Raw genomic sequence first — 19,884 nt, forward strand, 5'->3', positions numbered from 1 at the left:
GGCGCATCCAGGAGTATTGTACTCATCGGATAGCGCTCTTTGGGTTGCTCCACCTTTTTAGCAATAATCTATATCCTGCAATGATTTACACTCGTTTCCGGGTTCGAGCTGTTGACAGGCGAGACTTGGTGCCTCGTTTTTTGAATAAACGAGGTGTCTGCCGTTTACGCTTAACTGCACGATGCGGGATGTAACGGGAAATTTTCTTATTATTTGGTTGTGATGCTGATGGAAGTGTAGGCAATTCACATGGTTGCTCCGGTAATTTCTTCAAAGCTGTGTAGTTTATAGGCAAAATATTCAAGGCCCGCATTGTTCGAGGAATTTCCTCATTAATGAACACGGCAAGTTCACGCTCACGAATGTCCGTCCATTCCGAAATTCCAATCAGAATGTCATCCACATAGCCGGGGTGACATACAATTTCAGTGGTCCCTTCTTGCAGAGTATACAAATGATGAAGCAGTCGCTGTAAACCTTCATTGTCTCCATAAGTATCCAACAATATCGTCTCGGTCATTCGGGGGATCAGCCCTTTGGGGGTGGAATGAACGATCTGAGATTTGCGGAGAGGTACATTTTCCCGAATGGCTTTCTCCGCCATAATTTGATATATCATGGGATCGTTCTGATGTAACAAGTGATGGGAATCCAAATGTGTAGGATATTGGAATGTTTCAATAAACCTATTCCATTGTGCATCGAGTTCTTTGATGATATCAACGGGATCTCGCACAAATACACTATTCCCGTTATGAAAAGAACCATCTTTTTTCACTAAAGAAGATACGCTGCCCGGATTGGAAACAGGGCATCCGTATGTGAGGTTGAAATGCAAACCGATTCCGAATTCAGGTAGCGACCGAGCAGCTTGCACTGCATGATCAAAACCCGGCATATTGACCATCATCGAAGTACTCGTAATTCCTCCGGCTTGATAGGCTTTGATAATCCCTTCGTTAATGGCAGGCGACAGTCCAAAGTCGTCCGCATTAATAATTACTTGCCTGCTCATGTCCAGTAATCCCCTTCCCTCGGATTGAAAAAAATCGAATATTATCTAGCTAATATATTAAAGGAACCAACGGGGGGATCGTTCATTCGCACAGGTTTGCTAAAAATCTTGCTCTTATCAAATCAACACTCATCATCGTTTGTCAAATGTGTCTAATTTAGTCTGAACACTGCAAAAGTAAGAAAGGTATGTCCACTTTCGGATAGAGATATTCAGGTTATATAGCGAATATAATTCACGTAAGTGCTGTCAGTATGGTTCGCCCGACTTCGTACTAAGTAGTAAGTTGACTCACTAAGGAGGAGATTTCGACAGATGAAACCAAAGAAACGCATAAGATTGGGTTGGAGCGGATTTAAAAAAAGTAAAGCTGAGGACCGTGACCACCATCAAGAGCACCACCATAACCACCAGCAAAACCACCATCCTAAGTGCTTTGACAAAGAAGCCGAATTACTTCTCAAGCTGATTGGTGAGTTGAAGGGAGCGATTGTACAGGTTTTTGCCAATCCCACTCCGCACAATGTTTCACTTCTGATTGAGGTACTGCGTAAATTACTGGCCCTGATTCATCATTCGGATTTGAAAAAGGCAACCAAGGCAGACCTCGAAGCGGTCTTGGAGCTTACCATTGTATCTGTAGAGGCCGTTCCATTCTCTCCGATCAGTGTGGGGACCAATTTGCAGCAATTGCTGGATGTGCTACTCTCTGTCGTTTTACAGGGAAATATCGATTCGGCTGAGAAAGATCAACTGGTCATTTTGATCCGGGCGACCGAATTGGCTATCACTACAGGACTTAGAAACATAGGGAGTCAAGGTCCGGCTGGACCTGCAGGCCCTGCGGGTCCTAAGGGCGTACCTGGTCCACAAGGCCCGGCTGGCGCTGCTGGTTCTCAGGGTGGTGTAGGTCCTGCAGGATCTATAGGCCCAGCAGGTTCGACCGGTACTACCGGCGCAACCGGTGCTGCAGGCCCGTCGGGTGGTGCAACAGGAGCGACAGGTACAACGGGGAGTACAGGGGCTGTTGGGGCAGCGGGCGTTACAGGAGCGACCGGAGTCACTGGGAATACGGGTGCAGCCGGAATTGCAGGGGCAACCGGGGCAACTGGCATTGCGGGAGTAACTGGCAGCACTGGTGTTACTGGGGCTACGGGTTCAGGAGCCATCATACCGTTTGCTTCTGGCGGACCTGCCATATTGACAACCATTGCTGGTGGACTGGTAGGAACCACAAGTCTCATTGGTTTCGGAAGCTCGGCAACCGGAGTCAGTATTCTGGGTGGCACGATTGATTTAACGGGGACAATTGTCGGACCACTCATTAACTTTGCGTTCTCTGTCCCAAGGGATGGCGTTATCACTTCCGTTGCTGCCTATTTTAGTACCACAGCAGACTTGGCCTTGGTCGGTTCAACGGTGACCATCACTGCGCAATTATTCAGTTCACCTACTCCGGATAATGCATTTACTGCGGTTCCAGGGGCCGTCGTTACACTGGCGCCTCCACTCACTGGTATCATTGCTTTGGGTACCATCTCCAATGGCATAACAACCGGATTGACTATACCTGTGACTGCACAGACACGTCTGCTGCTGGTGTTCTCGGCAACGGCAGCCGGACTCACACTTGTGAATACGGTTGTCGGGTATGCAAGTGGCGGCGTGAATATTACATGATGAGATATAAATTTTGATATGAACGACATGAGAGTTCTCATGTCGTTCTTTTTCTTGATTTGATATTTTGAGTATCAGGTCTTGGTTATATAGAACTACTACAATCTATTGTTTAACAAAAATATGCATAAACACGAAAAATAAGATGAAATACGTAAGCGACATGAGACACATAAAAGCATTAAAAAGACTTATTTTCTATATTTTTCAATAAAATGCTTGTATATATCGAATAATGATTTTATACTATACCAATAATATCCAATTAAATCCCTAATCGACTATTATATGTAATTAAAATGTTTATCTACTCACTCGAATTACGATCGAAATTCATATCCACCACTCCTTAGCAAGCGTTCTGCTAACGCTCCAGATTACCCTTCCACATGAATGCTTATAGACATTCACTCTCATTGCATGACTCAAACACCCAAATCTCCTAAACTTCCAAGTGAAAAATCATAGACTGATCTGTTATCTCTTCTGACTCATATTGTTCCCTAACCAGACCTGTAAAGGAGGTGAGGCTTTATGTGAAATCCAGTGCATCTATTTCATCCGCAATAAAGGTTATTTTACCGTTTTATTCTGCAGAGAAGGGCATATGTACCAGACTAAATTAAAAAACCGGGTAAAAGGAGTGGAAAAGTTTGATAAAGATTAATCGGTTACGCAAGCCCATCTCCATGGGGCTCTCGCTTCTCCTTGCATTTTCAATCATTCATCCGGTTTCAGCTGAAAACTCCACATCATCCAAATTGGATATGAAATCTGGACTCGCCAAAGTTTCGGAATCCAAAGTAAACGCCAAGTTGACCAAAGAATTTGAGGGTAGTGAATATGTTACCTATCTGGTGAAAATGAAGGAACAGGTGGATACATCAGCAGTCTCCAAACAGGCCCTTGAAAAGGCGACCATCGCCAAACAAACGGCTTCAGCCACAAAGCTGTCCGTTCGAAATTCGGTCGTCAGCTCTCTGCGAGAAACGGCCTCGCGTACACAATATCCATTGGAAACTTATCTGGAAAAGGAAGTTGACCTGGGCAAGGTCAAAGAATATAAAAGCTATTTTATCGTCAATTCACTGGCAGTAACGAGTACCAAAGAAGTCATGGAACAGATTGCGCTGCTGCCTGAGGTGGAAAAGATTCTACCGAATGAGACGAGATACTTACAGAAAGCTGAAGTGAGTAAAGAACTGGCGAATGCGGCACCAGCCAAAGATGCTGTCCAAACGCCAGCTAAAGACTCTTCAGTCGGAGTCAAAGACAAAGAGCCTGCTGCAAAGGACAAGCTTGCGACAGAGAACGTGGAATGGAACCTGGATTACATCAATGCGCCAGCCGTGTGGGATCGGGGCATCGATGGAACAGGGATTGTCGTTGCCAATCTGGACAGCGGTGTGGACTATACCCACCCTGCGCTTCGCAGCAAATGGCGGGGACTGGATGCTTCGGGCAATATCGTTGATCCCGAACTGAGCTGGTATGATCCGCACAGTAATGCTTCACTTCCTGCGGACGGAGACGGGCATGGTACACACACGATGGGTACGATGGTTGGCTCCGAAGCAGATGGCACCAACCAGATCGGGGTTGCTCCCGGTGCGAAGTGGATTGGTGTACGGATATTCAATCCGGAAACAACAGATGCCATTATTCTGGATGGCGGACAATGGTTGATCGCTCCGGTGGATGCGGAAGGCAATCTGCATCCTGAACTTGCACCGGATGTCGTCAACAACTCATGGGGCGGAGGTGCAGGACTGGATGAATGGTTCCGGCCAATGGTGCAAGCCTGGCGTGATGCTCAGATTTTCCCGGAATTCTCCGCAGGAAATGTGAGACTGGGTAACCCGGGCGGACCTGGTTCTGTTGCTAACCCGGCCAACTATCCTGAAAGTTTTGCTACAGGAGCAACCGATATCAACGGAAATCTGGCTTCGTTCTCCCTGCTGGGCCCATCCCCGTATGGTGAGATCAAACCGGAAGTATCTGCCCCTGGTGTGAATATCCGCTCAGCAGTGCCGGGCGGTGTATATGAGGGAGGCTGGAACGGAACATCCATGGCAGGCCCACATACAACTGCGCTTGCTGCACTCCTGCTTCAGGCCAATCATTCCCTTACGGTGGACCAGCTGGAGCAGATCATTACAGATACAGCCACGCCGAGAACAGATAGTCAATATCCGACATCTCCTAATAACGGCTACGGTCACGGCATTATTAATGCCCTTGATGCCGTGGGTTCTGTACTCGAAGGAATCGGCACAGTATCCGGCAGAGTGGTTACAGCCGGAGATGATCTGGAAGAGCCGGTACTGGCACATACCCCTGTTAATTCTGCCTTTACAGGCATCGACATACCACTAACGGCTCATGTGACAGATAACGTCGCAGTAGTATCCGTCGAGGCTTTTGCCAAAACGACAGGTACGAACCAGTATGTCTATCTGCCGATGAACCGGATCGATGGAGATAACAAAGATGGTACGTACACAGCGACCATTCCGGCATTTCTCATTGAGCCACAAGGTGTAGAGTATTATATCCGTGTGAACGACTACGGCAACAACGGGTTCGAAAGTCAGGTATACAAAGTGGCTGTGTCCAATGGTGTTCAGCCAGGATATCTTCAGGATTTTGAAGAAGATCAACTAGGCTTCACCACTGGCGGAACCGGAAGTACCTGGGTATGGGGAGCACCAAGCAGTGGTCCTGGAAGTGCATACTCCGGTGACAAGGTGATTGCAACCAATCTGCAAGGGACTTATGTGGCGAATAGCAATGCATATCTGCTTGCGCCGCCAATTGATCTCACCGAGAGTCCGGAAGGGGCGTTATTATCCTTCAAGCACTGGTATGATCTGGAGAACAACATCGACTTCGGCAAGGTATACATTGCTTCCGAGGATAGCGATTACGTGTTCGAAGAGCTGTTAAGCTTCACAGGTACAGGTGGCAATTGGAAGACACAATATGTGGATCTTCGCCAATACGCGGGACAGCAGGTGTTCATCAAGTTCAATCTGACGAGTGATAATTCAGTGCAAAAGGCTGGTTGGTACATTGATGATTTCGCTGTAGAAGAACTGGATGATCTTGCTCCAGGAGCTCCTGCGGGATTGACTGCGACCGCTGATATTCTGGGCAACGTAGCCTTGAGCTGGACGGGTCCGAGCGATGAGGATCTCGAATCCTATGTGGTATATCGCTCCACAACCGCAGGTGCAGGTTATGAATCCATTGGAACTGCAACAGGAACAACGTTTACGGATACGGCTACAGTTACGGATTCGACCTATTACTATACCGTTGCCGCACTGGATTATAGTGGCAATGAAAGCGACAAGTCGAATGAGGTCTCCATTACAGTGGAGGTGCCTGAGGACATCTACATCGATCATTTTGACGGTAGTGATGATAATGGCTGGACTCATTCGGGGACTAAAGATGAGTGGGAACGCGGCATTCCGGTAACGGGACCTGCCAGCGCAGTTTCTCCACCGAATGTCTGGGCGACTGATCTCGACAATACGTACGAGAATGGCTCCAACTATTCGCTCGTATCTCCGGTCATTGATTTGACAGATGTATCCGAAGGAACACTTACGTTTAATCATTGGTACGAGATTGAGAGTGGATACGACTATGGTTATGTGGAAGTCACCAAGGATGATGGAACCACATGGTCAGAACTGGGCAAATTCTCACATAGTACAAACGGTAAACAATGGACACCCGTATTTTATGATCTGGATGCACTTACCGGCAATGAAGTTCAATTCCGGTTCCGTCTGACCTCAGACAACAGTGTTGTGAAGACAGGCTGGTTCATTGATGATTTCCGTGTACTGGGTGTTGCTGCGGAGACAGTAACCGAGGACAGTGCGGTTGTGCTTAACAGTGACAAACCTAAACCGTCCTATGATAACCCATGGTACAAAATTTCGCGGACTGACAAAGCGGAATTTAACAAAACGAAACAGCAACAACCGGAAGTTGAAAAACCAGGAACAGGTTCGGTTAATCCGCAAAGCCTGCCTGCAAGTGCAACGGTTACCGTACTGGAAACCGGGCGTTCGGTGAAGACGGATTCAGCTACAGGCAAGTATAGCTTCACACACGTAGCAGGTGATTACACGTTAAAAGCTGAAGCATATGGATATTATCCTCGAACTCAGCAGGTAACGATCACCGATGGCGGTGGAGCCAAAGCCAACTTTAATCTGGAGGCAATCCCGCATGGACAGATTGAAGGAGTAGTAACGAATGAGCGGACAGGACAACCACTGGCTGATGCTTCCGTTCTCGTGGTGGAAGATGCCAATGTAGGTGAAGTTCGCACGGGTTCAGATGGCAGCTTCGTTATTCAGGTATTGGAAGGAAGTTATACCCTGTCCATCCGGGCTGCTGATTATTACAGTAAAACGGTTACTGTGACTGTCCCTGGTAATGGTACGGTAGAGGCGAATGTTGCCTTGAAACCGTTCATTGGATTCCCTGGGGAAATTGCTTATGATGATGGAACAGCAGAGAATGCCAGAGCTTTTGTCGCTGCGGATAATGCTTGGGCGGTTCGAATGACACCTGAGCTGGAAACTGCACAACTTACGGGCGCATCGTTCCGTTTCTGGAACACCGAATGGCCTGTACCTGGAGGTACAGCGTTCCAGTATGCCGTCTATGATGCATCGGGTGCCGGTGGAGCCCCGGGACGACAGCTGGCTGGACCATTCGATGGTACTGCACTTCGTAACGATCAATGGACATCCGTTGAATTCCCTGAACCAGTGATCGTAACGGGTGATTTCTATATCGTGTATGTACAGAGTGCAGCCGGAACTAGCGCTCCGGGACTGGCTACCGATGAGAATGGTACGAATGCAGGTCGAAGCTGGCAGCGTGTAGGTGGTGCCTGGAGCACTGCACCTGCAGAAGAAGGCAACTACATGATTCGTGCAGTCGTGAGATATCCGGTAAATGCACCTGTGCTCACAGTACCTGCAAACACATATACGAATCAATCGACCTTCACCGTGTCGGGAACGTCTCCGGCATCCGGCGCACAGATCAAGATTTACAACGGCAAAGATCTGGCGGGCACGACAACTGTCGCAAATGGGAAGTTCTCATACGGTGTGAAACTCCGTTCTGGCATTAATGCGATTACCGCCGAGGCAGTGGTGGACGGGAAAACGACCGACCGCTCACTCCCCGTCATCATTATTCTGGATCAGACCAAACCGCAATTGACGATTCTTACGCCAGCCCAAGGAGATCGCATCAATGCAGAAGTTGTTCACGTAACGGGTAATGTCGTGGAACAATTCCTCGATAAGGTAACTGTTAACGGACAAACCGTACAAGTGGGCAAAGACAGAAGCTTCAGTCACCGTGTATTGGTCAATGAAGGCGAGAACACAATTACCATTACAGCTACGGATATCGCTGGTAACAAAACAACCGTAACCCGCACCGTCTATGTGGAAACGGCGTTGCCAGAACTTACGAATATTACGCCAGCTGAAGATGTTCGAATCATATCAGGGGAGAGTGTCACCGTTTCGTTTGACAGTAAACCTGGTCTGCAAGCTTCTTTCCGTATTCAGTTACCTTTGAATCTGAACGCCCAAGGGGCAGGAGAGGTTCCATTGGTGGAGACTGAACCTGGTCATTACACAGGTACGTACACAACACCTTCATCCCTTGTTCTTGAGGGTGGAGTCATTGTGATTCGTGCTCAGGATGCAGCAGGCAACAAAGTAGAGGCTGAAGCAGCTGGACGATTATTCGTCAGCGCAGCACAAGAACAATCAGTTCCAGAACCAGATTCGAGCCCTGAAGAGAATGGAACGGAAGTGAGTCCACCGTCCGCTGAGGGTCTGCAACCTTAATTATGCAAAGTGTGACACGGATGATAACTGCGTTTTGACCATCTAAGCAAGAAGCCGATAAGCCGAGGTATCAGGGCTTGTCGGCTTTTTGTTGTATCTCGATTCACATCTTACGCCATGGATTATTGAAGTGAATGCCAAGCCAGATCCATATATATTCAATCAGTTAAAGGACAAGAGGATGTATCGCAAGGTGATTCGATTTTACCACCAGAACAGACCATAATGGATACCGAGTCAAATATGACAGCAGGTGAGTTGTCTCCTTTCTTCACATTAATGATATAACATGATATATTAGGATGTAGAACATGAGAAGTATGGGTATTTATGGAGGTGCTTGTATTGGGGAAAGACTCGGCATCCAAGCCGATGTATGAACAGATCTTTGAATCCTTGCGTGAACGGATACAGCTTCATGAATATCAAGTGGGTGAGCGTGTTCCTTCGGAAAAGGAATTATGTGATGAATTCGGAGTTAGCCGGATTACGACGAAAAAGGCGCTTGAGATGCTGGCGAGTGAACAATTAATTGTTCGTCAGCCGGGACGGGGTTCTTTTGTAGCCGACACGGCAGATGTGTTGCAAGAAAGACCTAACAGACCTGCTCCACGTGCTGCGGTTAAAGATCCGGAGAAGAAGCTGCTCATTGGTCTGGTCATTACTAACTTCAGTGATATGTATGGTACAGAACTGTTATATGGTATGGAAGAAGCTTCGCGAGAGCATGATTGTTTTCTCGTACTTAGACGATCCTTCGGGATTCCCGAGCAGGAGGAACAGAGCATTCAGGAATTGCTGGAACTGGGAGTGGATGGATTGATTATCTTCCCGGCACAGGGTGAATATTTCAGCGATGAAATTCTTAAACTGGTTGTTAACAAATTCCCATTTGTTCTAATTGACCGGTACCTGAAAGGCATTCCAGCTTCATCTGTCAGTACGGATAATGTAGGCGCGGCGCGAGAAGGGATGAATTATCTGTTCGATCTCGGGCACCGACATATTGCTTTTCTGACACAGCCTCCGGCGAACACCACACCGATTGAAGAACGAATTGAAGGCATCATTGAGGCTCATCACGATCAAGGTGTGCTGGTGAACAGGGAACTGTGGTTGGAATCTTTTCTTTCGACATTGCCCAGTGTGTTCGATCCTCAAGCCGAGGTCCGTGATGTGGAGACACTGGTTGAACATTTGCAGAAATACCCCCAGATTACTGCACTCTTTGCTGCGGAGTATCATATTGCTTTACTTGCAGAACAGGCAGCGGATCGGCTTGGCCTGAAGATCCCTGAAGATATGTCCATCATTTGTTTTGACAGTCCAAACGCTGCCGAAGGAAGCCGTGTAACACATATGCGACAAAGCCAGTTTGATATGGGGAAACAAGCATTCGAAATGGTGCTTCAAAGTATGCAGAACAACGAAATGGCAGTAAACAGAGTTGTTCTGCCTGCCCGCTTGGTGAAGGGTAAATCAACGAGTATGGTGAAACAAAAGGGTTAATTTTAGCGGCCTTATATTCATTGTGTTCAATCAGAGACTTCGTGGAAACGGGGTCTCTTTTTTGTGCGGATAAAATGGGGAGAATTGCTTTAAATGGTATATTATTTAGTGTTATTAAATTAAAATAACATGCTAATATACAAATAAATATATTGACATAACATTATATTCGTTTTAGGATGATGAAAGCGGTTAACAAACTGAATTACATAAGGAGGACAACATGCTGACACCCAGAGATGATCAAGACATTTCCCCCTCGATATACAACATGATTGATCAGGTTAACAAACGTATGCCGGATTATCCGGAACTTAATCAAATGTTCAAAAACTGTTTTACCAATACGATGGCGACTACAATTCAGCGCAAAGAAGATGGAACAACTTTTGTGATTACGGGAGATATCCCTGCCATGTGGTTACGTGATTCTGCCGCTCAGGTCAGACCTTATCTGGTTCTCGCTTCAGAGGATGAAGATATTGCCGATATGATCGCTGGACTGGTTGAACGGCAACTGAATTATGTTCTCCTGGACCCTTATGCAAACGCTTTTAATGAGACAGAGAGTGGGAAAGGACATCAGGAAGATCTGACGCAGATGAATGATTGGATCTGGGAACGGAAGTATGAGATCGACTCACTTGCTTATCCGATTCAGCTCAGTTATCTCTTGTGGAAGAACACGGGAAGAACAACTCAATTCAATGATACGTTCCGTAAAGCAGCCCAGATCATCATGCAGTTATGGCAAGTGGAACAGCATCATGAGACGAAATCACCCTACACGTTCCAACGTCTGGATGCTCCCGAAACCGATACGCTCAGTCGTGAAGGACGAGGTACTGAAACAGCCTATACAGGCATGACCTGGTCGGGATTCCGTCCCAGCGACGATCGCTGTGAGTATGGTTATCTCATTCCATCCAATATGTTCGCCGTTGTGGTGCTTCGATATCTACAGGAAATTGCTGTAGCTGTGTTCGAGGATGAAATGCTGGCAGCGACTGCTAAGCAGTTGGAGGAACAGATCAACAAAGGTATTCAGGAATATGGCACTGTTGTACATCCGGAATATGGAACCATATATGCATACGAAACGGATGGGAAAGGCAATCACAATCTAATGGATGATGCTAACGTGCCAAGCCTGTTGTCTTTGCCTTATCTCGGATATGTTGATGAGAACGACGAGGTGTATCAGAATACACGCCGTTTCATTCTATCGTCACACAACCCGTATTTTTATGAGGGAACTGCAGCTGCTGGAATCGGTAGCCCGCATACGCCTGAAGGATACATCTGGCATATCGCTTTATCAATGCAGGGGCTAACTACAGAGGATTGCAACGAAAAACTACGATTGCTCCAGCTCATCCAACAAACGGATGCGGATACCGGACTGACCCATGAAGGTTTTTCGGCCAACAATCCACATGAATATACACGTCCATGGTTTTCGTGGTCCAACATGCTCTTTAGTGAACTGATGATGGATTATTGCGGATTTCGCGTACAGAAATAGGATAGGAAAGCAAGAGATAACCTGCGAGTACATCATAACGTTCGGAGTTCGTTGAATTCCGACAAGAGGAGAGCGAATCATGAGAAAAATATCATTGAAAATGCCGGTAGCAGCAGTTATGACATCCTTGCTCATTCTAACTACAGCCTGTTCGGGTGGAAGCTCAAGCACAGGCACAACCAGCGACGGGAAGAAGGAAGTCACCGTATCATTCCGTTCTTCAGGATCTGAAGATACACTTACGAAGTTTTTCCAATCAGGTTTGGTGGATCAATTCGAGAAAGAAAATCCGGATATCAAAATCAACATTGCGCCTGTACTGGCAAGTGAGGGTGATTACACGTCCAAAATGGTTTTGCAGATGAAGTCGCCGGATACGGCGCCTGATGTCATTGCCGAAGATACATCCATCATTAAATCCGATGCTGCTGCGGGATATCTGGAGCCGCTGGATACACAGGTTCAGGGATGGCCCGATTGGGAAGAACACATTATCGACAACCTCAAGGCAGGGGTTACTGGCGAAGACGGCAAGGTGTACGGCGTTCCAGCTACCTCGGATACACGCGGAATCTGGTACAACAAGGAACTGTTTGAAAAGGCAGGCCTTGAAGTTCCATTCAAACCTGCAAGCTGGGCAGAAGTACTCGAAGCAGCACGTACGATCAAGCAAAAGTTGCCGGGTGTTACTCCACTTAATATGATCGTGGGCAAAGCAAACGGTGAAGGTGTCACCATGCAAACGCTGGAAATGCTGCTCTATGGTACGGCGGATACGCTGTACGACGACACCACCAAGAAATGGGTCGTTAACAGCCAAGGGTTGCTGGATTCCTTCAAATTCATAGATCAAGTGTTTAACACGGATAAAACAGGTCCGACCATGCAGGTTGCCTTGAATGGACAAGCTGGCAGTATTGCATTCCAGCAACAGTTCCCACAAGACAAACTGGCGATGGCTGTAGATGGCAGCTGGGCAGGTTCGACATGGGCTGAGAATGGCGCTGCTCCAATCGCCAACGTCGAAGAGAAAATAGGTTTTGCACCATTCCCGACACAAAATGGGGAAGAACCTGGGGCAACTACGATGTCTGGAGGATGGGCTTGGTCTGTTCCTGCACAAGCGAAAGACAAGGAAGCGGCATGGAAATTTATCGAGTTTCTGATGAATAAGGAAAATGCGACTGCTCGTGTAGTAGCGGAAGGCAGCCTCAGCCCGCGTAATGATTCCACAGAAGTTGAAGGTTATACAGATCGTCCATATACAAAAGAAGCACAAGAACTCTTGAATGTGGCCCACTTCCGTCCAGCGAACGATCAATATGCAGCGGTATCTGCACAATTGCAAAGCATTGTTGAGAGTATTGCCTCTGGCAAGCTGACGCCGGAAGAGGGAGTTACGCAATTGAAGGACAACGTATCCCGTTCCCTTGGCGCGGACAGCATCGAAGAGAAATAAGGATATCGATATATTCGGAGGGGGAGGCACAATCTCCCCTTTTTCCGGTTCGAATGGAGAGTGACTTATGAAAAGGAAAGCACCCGGCTCATTTCTGTTTCTAATGCCTTCCGTACTGTTATTACTTGTGTTTTTCATTGTTCCCATCATTCTGACGATCTGCTTTGCTTTTACGAATATGGCTCTGACCGGTGCGGCAGCCAAGAGTCTGGAGTTTGTCGGATTCCAGAATTTCATTAATATGTTCCATGATCCGGACTTCCGCATTAGTGTCTGGCGCACGCTGGTCTTTCTCATTTTCTCCGCAGTGATAGGTCAAGTATTGCTTGGGTTCATTCTGGCCCTTCTAATGAAAGAGAAAAATGTGACGTTCCGCCGGGTCATTGGCATCATCGTTATTGCCGGTTGGGTGACACCCGAGATTGTCGTGGCATTCTGTATGGTGGCCTTTTTCAGTGACAATGGTTCATTGAATCAGATCCTCGGCTGGTTTGGAGCGAATCCAGTCTCCTGGTTGTTCAGTTTCCCTATGGTGAGTGTCATTATCGCGAATATCTGGCACGGCACAGCCTTTTCGATGATGGTCTATCAGTCGGCACTGGATGATATCCCGAAGGAAGTTGAAGAAGCTGCGATTATTGATAGTGCCACCGGGTTCCAGATTGTCAGACACATTACGATTCCAATGGTAAAAGGGTCCATCGTAACCAACATGATGTTGGTCACCCTACAGACACTGGGTGTGTTCACGCTGATCTATACGATGACCGGTGGTGGCCCGGGTACTTCAACACAAACCTTGCCGATCTTCATGTATAACCAGGCCTTTGTGAACTATCAGTTCGGATACGGCACAGCCATCTCGTTGGTTCTGTTGTTCATTGGCATTATCGCCAGCCTGTTCTATATGCGATCCATGAAAGTGAAAGTGTAACCATGAAGGAGGTTCGATCCCTATGGTCAAACATGGGCTTCAACGCAAAATCCAGTACGGAATTCTAGTCTTTCTAGGACTCTGTTTTTTATTGCCGCTGCTCTGGATCATTTTGGCTTCATTTGACCCGAATGCGCAACAGGGCATCAAAATGCCCAGTACCTGGACCATTCAAAATTTTAAGGATGTACTCGGGGATTCGAGCAATCTTCGTTCATTCGGTGTAGGCTTGATTCTGTCGGGAGGACAAGCGATATTGGTTGTTCTGGTATCTGTTCTTGCTGCTTATCCTTTATCCCGTTATGAAATGAGATTCAAAAAAAGCTTCTTGTTATCCATTCTGTTCATGACAGCTCTCCCGATTACAGCCGTGATGGTTCCGGTATTTCAAATGTTTCTGTTCTTCAAAATGCAAAACTCCATCATCGCCACGATGCTGTTCCTGACCGCATCCTCACTTCCTTACGGCATCTGGATGATGAAAAACTTCATGGATTCGGTGCCCATTGATCTGGAAGAATCGGCATGGATTGACGGAGCGTCCGTCTGGAATGGTTTGCGACGAATCGTAGCTCCATTGATGTTGCCTGGTATTGCAACGATAGCGATATTTACCTTTTCGGGAAGTTGGGGCAACTTCTTCGTGCCATACATCCTGCTCCAGACACCAGAGAAACTTCCGGCATCAGTCACGATTTATCAATTCTTCGGCAGCCACGGCATGGTTGAATACGGCAGATTGGCTGCATTTTCACTACTTTATACGATGCCTTCGGTTGTGCTGTACATCTTCTCCCAGCGTTACATGTCCAAGGGCTTCAGCATGGGAGGGGCAACCAAAGGTTAATGACAGGAGGTACGCAATATGACAACCAAAAAGACGGCACATCTCATCTCGCATACCCATTGGGACCGCGAATGGTATATGCCTTATGAACACCATCACGTATTGCTCATTGAGCTGATGGATAAACTGCTGGACACACTCGATCAGGACCCGGAATATCGTTATTTCCATCTGGATGGGCAGACGATTATTCGTGAAGATTATTTGCAGGTTCGACCTGAACAGCAGGATAGGCTCGACCGTTATATTCGTGAAGGACGCATCCATTTTGGTCCATGGTATGTGTTACAGGATGAGTTTCTGACCAGTAGCGAGGCCAACTTGCGTAATCTGCTCATCGGTCATCGTGATGCTCGACCTTTGGGCGTGATATCCAAGACGGGATACTTCCCGGACTCGTTCGGAAATATGGGACAGGCACCGCAGATTCTGCAACAGGCGGACATTCATAACGCGATCTTTGGGCGCGGGGTAAAGCCTACCGGATTCAATAATGCCGTGGTTGATGCAGACAGTTACGAATCTCCCTATTCCGAGATGATCTGGCGTTCGCCGGATGGTTCGGAAGTGCTCGGCATTTTGTTCGCGAATTGGTACTGCAATGGGATGGAGGTTCCGGTTGATTCGGAGAAAGCCCGAGCCTACTGGGACAAAAATCTGGAAGATGCCGAGAAATTCGCCTCGACCCCACATCTGTTGTTCATGAATGGTTGTGATCACCAGCCGATCCAGACGGATCTGCCCGAGGCTTTACGCACGGCAGCGGCCTTGTATCCTGATGTGGAATTTATTCACTCCAATTTTGACGATTACATTGAGGCGGTTACGAAGGAAGTCCCTGAGCATCTGGCGACTATCGAAGGTGAGCTTCGCAGTCAGCACACGGATGGTTGGGGAACACTGGTGAATACGGCATCCGCGAGGGTGTATCTGAAACAGTTGAATCAGCAGGGGCAGACGTTGCTTGAAAAAGTAGCCGAACCGCTTGCTGCGATGGCCCATATAGCCGGGGTAAAAGATTATCCGCACCATCTGTTGACGCATGCATGGAAGATGCTGATGCAGAACCACCCACATGATAGCATCTGCGGATGCAGTGTCGATGAGGTTCACCGTGAGATGGTGACCCGCTTTGCCAAGAGCAGACAGCTTGCAGAAAAACTGGTTTCCCAGAGCGCGCAGGCGATTGCCGAGTCCATTCATGTGCAACCTGCTGAGGCTTGGGGAGAGGAAGCGGTGGCGTTCACTGTGTTCAACACGAGTGGATGGAATCGAAATGGAATCATTGAGATGGAGCTAATTGTGGACAAAGCATTTTTCCCAGATGGTCCTCATCCTCAAGCGCTTGCGCAGAAGGTGGAAAAAGATGCACTGCCAGTGTATCAGCTGGTCGATTCGGACGGACGCACGTATTCGGCAGAAATCAAGGATCTGGGTGCTCATTTCGGCTATGAACTTCCAAAGGATCGCTTCCGCCAGCCTTATATGGCTCGTAAAGTAAGAATTACTTTCCAGGCGGTGGATGTACCTTCTCTGGGTTATAAGACGTATGCTCTCATTCCAGTCGAGAAGCAAGCAGAGATTGCTGAACTGCCCGAAATGAGTGAACTCATCCAGGTTCAGGGAATGATGATGGAGAACGGTCAATTGCGGGTGACGGTTGAAGAGAATGGTACGGCAACGATTGAAGATAAGGTCTCCGGTGATGTATACAGGGGATTGAATTCATATGAGAATACTGGTGATATCGGCAATGAATATGTCTACCGCCAGCCTGACGGAGAAACAACGCTAACCACGGAGCATCTGAAGGCAGACCTGCGGATTGTGGAGCAGTCTCCGTATCGGGCAGTTATGGAAAGTGTATTACGCTGGGATATTCCTGCTGGAGCAGATGAACTGTTTGAGCTGGAAAAACGTCAAATGGTTCCTTTTACAGAACGGAAGGCACAGCGAGTCGAGAACACTGTTCCCTTGGTGATTACGACAACGTATACGTTGGAAGCAGGCAGTAATATGATCAAGGTAAAGTCTGACTTTAACAATCAGGCCAAGGATCATCGACTGCGCGCACTCTTTCCATCAGGACTGCTGACAGAGGATCATTATGCGGATTCCATCTTTGAAATCGCCAAACGTTCCAATACACCGGCAAAAGAATGGGTGAATCCGAGTAATGCGCAGCATCAGCAGGCATTTGTACATGTGACCGATGGTGATCATGGCTTGATGATTGCGAACAAAGGGCTGAATGAATACGAGATTTTACAGCATGAAGAGGGCAGTACGATTGCGGTTACACTGTTGCGTGCCTCTTCGGAGTTGGGAGATTGGGGTGTTTTTGAAACACCGGAAGCCCAATGTCTGGGACATCAGCGTGTGGAATATGCGATTATTCCATTTGCAGGTGATGCTGCGCAGTCAGGTGCATGTGCATCCGCATATGTGTATCCGATTCCGTGGACGACTGTGCAGCTAGGGGCACTAGCATATACATTTGAGCGGGAAGGTCATGCCGAAGCTGATGGGCAGAATGTTGAACTTCCTGTATCGAAGCAATGGTTAGCGTGGAATGCACAAGGTTCGTCACTAGCCTTCTCCACATTAAAGATTGCAGAGGAAACTGGAGATTTGATTGCTCGCTGGTATAATCTGAACTCCGAACCGATTGAGTTGAACGTACAGCCTGGATTCGAATGTGCTTCCGTCTATGAGAGCGATGTGCTGGAACGGGTTAAGGACACGTTGCAGGGTCAAAGCCAGACGGTACCTGGATACAAGATTGTTACACAAGGGTATGCGTTACGATGAGTTGATTTTTGAACATCATAACTATAGAAGCCTCCTGTTCACAGTGCCGTGGACAGGAGGTTTTGTCATGTGCTCCTTTATGTGCACCCACACCAAAGTGTTATGGCAGACTGCATAAATACCTAATGATCTCATGTCGCAATTTTATACATTAATTGTCGTGAGTTTCTATTAAAAATAGATTAAGTCTGTGATAACTTATAGATAAATGTCAGAATATTATATAGTATGGAGGTAAGACAACAGTGACCATTCGAATTGGGAAAATTAGCTTGTGGCATGTTCACGCATGGGATTACATCAAGCAGGCACAGGAACATGAGGATACAGTCATCGCCGCTGTGTGGGATGAAGATGCCAAGCGTGGTCAGGAAGCGGCTGAACGTTTAAACGTACCATTCTATGCTTCACTCGAAGATATGCTGGCTAAGGATGACATCGATGCCGTTATTGTAGATGCGCCAACTCGCATTCATGAAGAAGTGATCACCGCTGCTGCAAAAGCAGGTAAACACATCTTCAGTGAGAAAGTTATTGCGTCGACACAGACGGAATCCAACGGAATCCTTAATGAGGTAAAGGCCAACAAGGTCAAAATGACTGTCTCCTTGCCACGTCTGAATGCAGGGTATACGTTAACGATTCAGGATGTACTTAACCAAGGATTACTTGGTAAAGTGACTTATGTTAGAGCGCGTTTATCACATGATGGAGCAATTTCCAACTGGTTACCTGAACACTTCTATGATCTGAAGGATTGTCAGGGCGGTGCACTGATTGATCTGGGCTGCCATCCAATGTATCTCGCCAAATTGTTTCTGGGTCAGGAAGTAACAGCGGTTAATGCGAACTTTGGATATATTACAGGCAAAGAAGTGGAAGATAATGCAGTCGCAACCTTGTTTACGGATTCTGGAGCAGTTGGCGTTGTTGAAGCTGGTTTTGTGAACAGCCATTCTCCGTTTACGATTGAGGTTCATGGTACGGAGGGTACACTTCTGTACGGTACACCCGAAGAAAAGTTATTGATTCGCACGAAAGCAGCACAGGGACAATATGATGACTGGACTGAAGTTCCTTTGGCAGACCAAAGAGAAAGCGCATTCAATCAATGGGTTGCACATATACAAAATGATACGGATGCAACCGAAAACGTGCAGATCGCTATGGAGTTAACCCGATTGATGGAAGCTGCAAATCTCTCTGCCAAGGAAGGGCGCAGAATTGCTCTCAATGAGTTGAAGGGTTAAGTTTTATTAAGGAGGTGTGCAATTTTGAGCCTGTATCCTTATGAGAAAATGCTTGAAAGGCAGGATCTCTTGGAGAGACTGGATATTTCAATGGTTTGGGGACATTATGAGATTCGCGTGATGCGATTTCATCTGACTTCTTTTCCAGCGGGCCGAGTTGTGGATTTCCATAATCATGCGGAGTTTGAGTTTCATTTTATCCCGAGAGGTAAAGGCAAAGTTATTCTCGATGATCAGACACATGCACTCTCGGAAGGTATGCTTTATTTGACTGGACCGGGGGTCGTTCATTATCAGGAGGCTGATGCCAAAGAGGACATGGATGAATTATGTCTTCATGTGGATATCGTTCACAAGCCAAGAGAACATGTCGATCCCTGGGAAGCAGCTGAATCCGAGGAAACGATTGAAAAGCTGAGAACGCTTCCGCTTACTCCGGTGAATGATTATCATCGGGCAATGCATTGTTTTTTGGAAGCCTATGAGGCATGTGATCAGAAATTGTTAGGTTATTATACATCGATCAAGCAACTGGTTATCAGCATATTACTCAAAACTGTGCGAGCATACGACACCGGGGGAGATCGTCCCGAAGCCCCTGTCAGGGATATGTCGGTATATCGCTATGAGTATGCAGTGCAGTATATGGAAGCGAATCACCCTACCGTGGTCACGCTGGAGCATGTGGCAGAGAAACTTCATATCAGCAGCAGACAATTGCAACGAATCTTCTACCAAGTACAGCCAGAGATGCCGTTCAGCCGTGTGCTGGAGGATATTCGTCTGCGCGCCGTATGCCACAATCTGGAAGAAAGTAACGCATCCATTGAACAGATCGCTCTTGCTTCAGGATTCAATAATGCCAACTATTTGCATGCTGTATTTCGCAAACGTCTGGGGATGACCCCGTCGGCTTTTCGCAAAATGAAACAACCAATACTTAAGTGAGGGTGA

At 47.2% G+C, this 19,884-nt stretch carries 11 protein-coding genes and 1 pseudogene; 11 read left to right on the forward strand and 1 reads right to left on the reverse strand.

Features of this window, described 5'->3' with window-relative positions; translation table 11 throughout:
- Nucleotides 1-85: 85 nt before the first annotated feature.
- Nucleotides 86-1,015 (reverse strand): carbohydrate deacetylase, encoded by a 930-nt coding sequence (locus tag QVE09_RS00775; RefSeq protein ID WP_315935228.1) that lies wholly within the window; start codon nucleotides 1,013-1,015, stop codon nucleotides 86-88.
- A gap of 315 nt (nucleotides 1,016-1,330) precedes the next feature.
- Between QVE09_RS00775 and QVE09_RS00780 the strand changes: the two genes are divergently transcribed.
- The 11 genes and pseudogenes from QVE09_RS00780 to QVE09_RS00830 all read left to right on the forward strand — a co-directional run bounded on the left by QVE09_RS00780 (nucleotide 1,331) and on the right by QVE09_RS00830 (nucleotide 19,878).
- A complete protein-coding gene (locus QVE09_RS00780) occupies nucleotides 1,331-2,695 on the forward strand; it encodes an exosporium glycoprotein BclB-related protein (RefSeq protein ID WP_315935229.1) in 1,365 nt (454 codons plus the stop codon).
- A 653-nt stretch (nucleotides 2,696-3,348) separates the two neighbouring features.
- Nucleotides 3,349-8,595 (forward strand): S8 family serine peptidase, encoded by a 5,247-nt coding sequence (locus QVE09_RS00785; RefSeq protein ID WP_315935230.1) that lies wholly within the window; start codon nucleotides 3,349-3,351, stop codon nucleotides 8,593-8,595.
- A gap of 79 nt (nucleotides 8,596-8,674) precedes the next feature.
- A pseudogene (locus tag QVE09_RS00790) lies at nucleotides 8,675-8,821 on the forward strand (YheC/YheD family protein); the annotation flags it as partial.
- Between the two features lie 110 nt (nucleotides 8,822-8,931).
- A complete protein-coding gene (locus QVE09_RS00795) occupies nucleotides 8,932-10,104 on the forward strand; it encodes a GntR family transcriptional regulator (protein WP_315936068.1) in 1,173 nt (390 codons plus the stop codon).
- Between the two features lie 223 nt (nucleotides 10,105-10,327).
- On the forward strand, nucleotides 10,328-11,629 hold the full coding sequence (locus QVE09_RS00800) for a glycoside hydrolase family 125 protein (protein WP_315935231.1): 1,302 nt from the start codon (nucleotides 10,328-10,330) through the stop codon (nucleotides 11,627-11,629).
- A 79-nt stretch (nucleotides 11,630-11,708) separates the two neighbouring features.
- A complete protein-coding gene (locus QVE09_RS00805; protein ID WP_315935232.1) occupies nucleotides 11,709-13,088 on the forward strand; it encodes an extracellular solute-binding protein in 1,380 nt (459 codons plus the stop codon).
- A gap of 67 nt (nucleotides 13,089-13,155) precedes the next feature.
- Nucleotides 13,156-14,022, forward strand: coding sequence for a carbohydrate ABC transporter permease (locus QVE09_RS00810; protein ID WP_036608294.1), 867 nt, complete (start codon nucleotides 13,156-13,158; stop codon nucleotides 14,020-14,022).
- Between the two features lie 22 nt (nucleotides 14,023-14,044).
- The gene (locus QVE09_RS00815) at nucleotides 14,045-14,869 is read left to right on the forward strand and encodes a carbohydrate ABC transporter permease (RefSeq protein WP_076211825.1); all 825 of its coding nucleotides are present in this window, start codon (nucleotides 14,045-14,047) and stop codon (nucleotides 14,867-14,869) included.
- An 18-nt stretch (nucleotides 14,870-14,887) separates the two neighbouring features.
- A complete protein-coding gene (locus tag QVE09_RS00820) occupies nucleotides 14,888-17,680 on the forward strand; it encodes an alpha-mannosidase (protein ID WP_315935233.1) in 2,793 nt (930 codons plus the stop codon).
- Between the two features lie 245 nt (nucleotides 17,681-17,925).
- Nucleotides 17,926-18,930: a Gfo/Idh/MocA family protein gene (locus QVE09_RS00825; RefSeq protein WP_315935234.1), complete on the forward strand. Its 1,005-nt coding sequence runs from the start codon at nucleotides 17,926-17,928 to the stop codon at nucleotides 18,928-18,930.
- 24 nt (nucleotides 18,931-18,954) lie between these two features.
- Nucleotides 18,955-19,878 (forward strand): AraC family transcriptional regulator, encoded by a 924-nt coding sequence (locus QVE09_RS00830; protein ID WP_315935235.1) that lies wholly within the window; start codon nucleotides 18,955-18,957, stop codon nucleotides 19,876-19,878.
- Nucleotides 19,879-19,884 lie beyond the last annotated feature (6 nt).

Origin of the sequence: Paenibacillus sp. ClWae2A (assembly GCF_032452295.1) — a bacterium.
Taxonomy (GTDB): Bacteria; Bacillota; Bacilli; order Paenibacillales; family Paenibacillaceae; genus Paenibacillus.

What these genes read in the sequence shown, in the direction of transcription:
- QVE09_RS00815 (WP_076211825.1), top strand. Translation starts at nt 14,045, where the DNA reads ATGGTCAAACATGGGCTTCAACGCAAAATCCAGTACGGAATTCTAGTC.
- QVE09_RS00820 (WP_315935233.1), top strand. Translation starts at nt 14,888, where the DNA reads ATGACAACCAAAAAGACGGCACATCTCATCTCGCATACCCATTGGGAC.
- QVE09_RS00805 (WP_315935232.1), top strand. Translation starts at nt 11,709, where the DNA reads ATGAGAAAAATATCATTGAAAATGCCGGTAGCAGCAGTTATGACATCC.
- QVE09_RS00800 (WP_315935231.1), top strand. Translation starts at nt 10,328, where the DNA reads ATGCTGACACCCAGAGATGATCAAGACATTTCCCCCTCGATATACAAC.
- QVE09_RS00810 (WP_036608294.1), top strand. Translation starts at nt 13,156, where the DNA reads ATGAAAAGGAAAGCACCCGGCTCATTTCTGTTTCTAATGCCTTCCGTA.
- QVE09_RS00775 (WP_315935228.1), bottom strand. Translation starts at nt 1,015, where the DNA reads ATGAGCAGGCAAGTAATTATTAATGCGGACGACTTTGGACTGTCGCCT.
- QVE09_RS00780 (WP_315935229.1), top strand. Translation starts at nt 1,331, where the DNA reads ATGAAACCAAAGAAACGCATAAGATTGGGTTGGAGCGGATTTAAAAAA.